Annotated in this window: 3 protein-coding genes; all 3 read left to right on the top strand. The window is 49.6% G+C overall.

The features are described 5' to 3' along the window. Window positions 1-567: 567 nt before the first annotated feature. Window positions 568-1980, top strand: a complete 1413-nt coding sequence (locus tag INT22_RS13915; protein WP_193060423.1) for a cytochrome ubiquinol oxidase subunit I — start codon at window positions 568-570, stop codon at window positions 1978-1980. Beyond that, on the top strand, window positions 1977-2975 hold the full coding sequence (gene cydB / locus INT22_RS13910; protein WP_193060422.1) for a cytochrome d ubiquinol oxidase subunit II: 999 nt from the start codon (window positions 1977-1979) through the stop codon (window positions 2973-2975). The genes INT22_RS13915 and cydB overlap by 4 nt, the downstream gene beginning before the upstream one ends. 221 nt (window positions 2976-3196) lie before the next feature. Beyond that, the coding region (locus tag INT22_RS13905; protein ID WP_193068430.1) for a nucleotidyltransferase domain-containing protein at window positions 3197-3604 on the top strand (408 nt) is incomplete at its 3' end.

The following is a 3604-nucleotide window of genomic DNA, read 5'->3' as shown; positions in this document are numbered from 1 at the left end:
AAGAAGAGCTGCCAGTTAGGCCATGAAGCAGCAGTACGCAATTCGCCGACTCACCCTCAGGGCCATACCAATCAAGATCGATAAAATCACCATCTTGAAGCGTCATTCGCTCACGCCGACGTTGTAATTGAGGCGATGTCCGCCATAGCGGGCTATAGAGCGTTTGCAAATGTCCGCCAGGCAGCCAGCGCGAAGATCGAAATGGAGGCATAGGTGAAGACAGGGTTGAAGACGAGCTTGAAGACATGGAGGAAAAGCGCCAGCAAAAAACAGCTGAATAGCTTAGCAAAATTTGTAAGCAGATTTGGTTGTGGCAGAAATATCGCCTTGGATATCAGCCTTGGGGCTGACACAGGCCCGCCTAAAGCAGTCGCCCCTTGTATGCAGCGTTTTCATAGATGCGACAATACGCCATGCATCACTGGATACTTTCAACTTACGTCGCAGAGTGGTTTCAACTACTATTATTAATGATTAAAGAAATATATCCATAGCCTTTAAGAATATAGCTCCTGCGACAACTACTGATTTTCAATACTTTCATGCCACACGATCTAGGAGGTCGCCATGGAATTAGATCCTCTGTTGCTTTCAAGGCTACAGTTCGCTTTTGTTGTCTCTTTTCATGCCATTTTTCCGGTGTTTACTATCGGTTTGGCTTCCTACATCGCACTACTGCATGGCCTATTCTACAAAACGGAAAATCCCGCTTGGGATCGCTTAGCGCTGTTCTGGACAAAAGTGTTTGCCGTTGTGTTTGGCATGGGCGTTGTATCAGGCATTGTGATGTCGTTTCAGTTTGGTACTAACTGGAGCAACTTTGCCTACGCCACATCTAACTTCTTAGGCCCTGTCCTCAGCTATGAGGTAGTAACGGCCTTTTTCCTAGAAGCCGCTTTTCTAGGTGTGCTGTTATTTGGCCGCAATAAAGTACCTGAAGGTGTGCATTTATTTGCTGCCATCATGGTTGCTGTAGGCACGTTTATATCTTCTTTCTGGATACTTTCTGCCAACAGTTGGATGCAAACCCCGGTAGGTTACGAGCTCATCGACGGTCGGTTCCATATCACTTCCTGGATGGAAGCACTCTTTAACCCCTCCTTCTGGTATCGCTTTGTTCACATGGGCATGGCTTCCTTCCTAACCGGCGGGTTCGTCGTTGCAGGGGTTAGCGCCTGGTTCTTACTACGCAAGCGTGATGTTGAAGCTAACAAAAAAGCGCTATCCATGTGTTTGTGGTTACTGCTGATATTAGCGCCTGCGCAAGCGGTAGTCGGCGATTTTCACGGTCTGAACACCTTGGAGCACCAGCCAACGAAAGTAGCTGCCATGGAGGGTAACTGGGAAACGCAAACCAATGTGCCGCTTCTGCTTTTTGCTATCCCCGATAAAGAAGCCCAGACCAATCATTTTGAAATTGGCATCCCCAACCTTGCCAGCTTGATTCTGACGCACCATGTCGATGGTGAAGTTCCCGGGCTTAACGCAGTACCAATAGAAGAGCAGCCTCCTGTCATCATTGTATTCTGGGCTTTCCGCGTCATGGTAGGCATTGGCGTGCTGATGATTGCTGTTGCGCTGACCGGGTTGTTTCTGCGTCGTAAGGGGCGTGTCTATGAAAACCCACTTTTCTTAAAAACGCTTACCGTCATGATTGCATCCCCCTTCCTCGCGGTTCTGGGTGGCTGGATTGTTACCGAATCAGGACGTGCGCCTTGGTTAGTGTATGGCGTCATGACACACGCGGAAGGCTTAACGCCGTCCCTTACTGGCGGCATGGCACTGTTTACCTTGATTGGCTATATCGCGGTTTACAGCGTGGTATTTTTCACCGGTATTTATTATCTAACGCGAGTTGTGCGCAATGGCATGAAAGTAGAAACACAGTCTGAAGTTGGAGGCGAGGTTGAACGCCCGAAACGCCCCCTATCCGCAGCACACACCCCCTTTGATGATGACTTGGAAGGAGCCAACACATGAGTATTGATCTTTCACTCATCTGGGCTGCCATTATTGGCTTTGGCGTCATTATGTATGTCTTAATGGATGGCTTCGATCTAGGGTTGGGAATTTTGTTTCCCTTCGCTCCTGATGAAGAGTCACGCGATGTGATGATGAACTCTGTTGCTCCCGTGTGGGATGGCAATGAGACGTGGTTAGTGCTGGGCGGTGCTGGGCTGCTCGGCGCCTTTCCTTTAGTTTATTCCGTGTTTTTGCCCGCGCTCTATATCGGTGTTTTCCTAATGCTGGCTGGCTTGATTTTTCGCGGCATCTCATTCGAGTTTCGCTTCAAGTCTAAGAAAAACCGCCGTTGGTGGAACCGCGCATTTTGTTGGGGTTCTGCCATTGCCACCTTCGCTCAAGGCGCAGTCGTCGGCGCTTACATCCAAGGGTTTGCTGTCGAAGACTTTCGCTATGTCGGTGGCGCACTGGATTGGTTGACACCCTTTACTGTATTGACGGGGATTGGACTAATGGCGGGCTACGCATTGCTTGGTTCTACGTGGCTGATCCTGAAGTCAGAAGACCATGTCCAGCAGTGGGCCTATCGCATCACACCAAAATTACTCTTAGCGGTATTGGTGGTATTTGGCATTGTTAGCCTGTGGACACCGCTGGTTAGTCCAGAAGTGCGTGACCGCTGGATGAACCAGATCCACCTAATTTGGCTGTTCCCTATTCTCGCCATGGTCTGCGCTGGCACTCTTTATCGTGCCGTAAAACGCCAGCAGGAAGGCTTACCGTTTGTCGCAACATTGGGCCTATTTATCTTTACCTACCTAGGCCTCATTGCCAGTAAATGGCCGGTTATCGTACCGCCCAACTATACAATTTGGGATGCCGCTTCTGCACCGGAGTCGCAATTGTTTTTGCTGATCGGCGTGCTGATTGTTATCCCTATCGTGTTGGCCTACACTGCCTGGTCTTACTGGGTATTTCGCGGCAAGGTAAAAGTGGGCGAAGGGTACCATTGAGGCTTTAGCAGTTAATCTGTTGATTGCTTGTCACAAAAAAGAAGGGTGCCATTTGGGCACCCTTCTTTTTATTACTGGGTAAGCGGAGAAAATGGTTGATGTGTCCTTGCCACAGGCCCTTATCGTCCAGGTGATCAACGGATAATATGGTTGACGAAGCCGCGTGAGGAGGTCATATCCTCAAAAGCATCATTCTCTTGATATTTAAGATGGGCTGTTTAGTGATCGTACCTGCCGAAGCAAATAAAGCATTGTCAATTGTTCAGAAGCGGCTAGCAAAATCACTGGTGGCTGTCTATCTCCATGGCTCGGCTGTGGCTGGTGAGCTTCGCCCCCGCAGCGACGTAGATTTGCTTGTGGTCATTGACCAACCGATGACATCCGAGGTTCGAAGATGCCTTACTTCCGAGTTAATGGAGATATCTGGGCGATACCCTTTTGATCCGGATGGACGCCACCCTCTTGAAGTGATTGTCTTTTTGCGCTCAGATCTTGCTGAGCCGCTCTATCCTGCGCGAAGCGAATTCATTTACGGTGAGTGGTTGCGTCATGAGTACGAGGCGGGTGAAGGTTCCGAGCCTGCCTGTGATCCAGAGCTTACCCTGGTGCTGGCCCAATCACGGCAGGGA

This window comes from Halomonas sp. 3D7M, assembly GCF_014897885.1.
Classification (GTDB): Bacteria; Pseudomonadota; Gammaproteobacteria; order Pseudomonadales; family Halomonadaceae; genus Vreelandella.
This window is presented reverse-complemented; position numbering and strand designations above follow the sequence as displayed.

Bases quoted from the DNA above. Each gene is read 5' to 3' on its own strand.
- INT22_RS13915 (WP_193060423.1), top strand. From the start codon at position 568: ATGGAATTAGATCCTCTGTTGCTTTCAAGGCTACAGTTCGCTTTTGTT.
- cydB (WP_193060422.1), top strand. From the start codon at position 1,977: ATGAGTATTGATCTTTCACTCATCTGGGCTGCCATTATTGGCTTTGGC.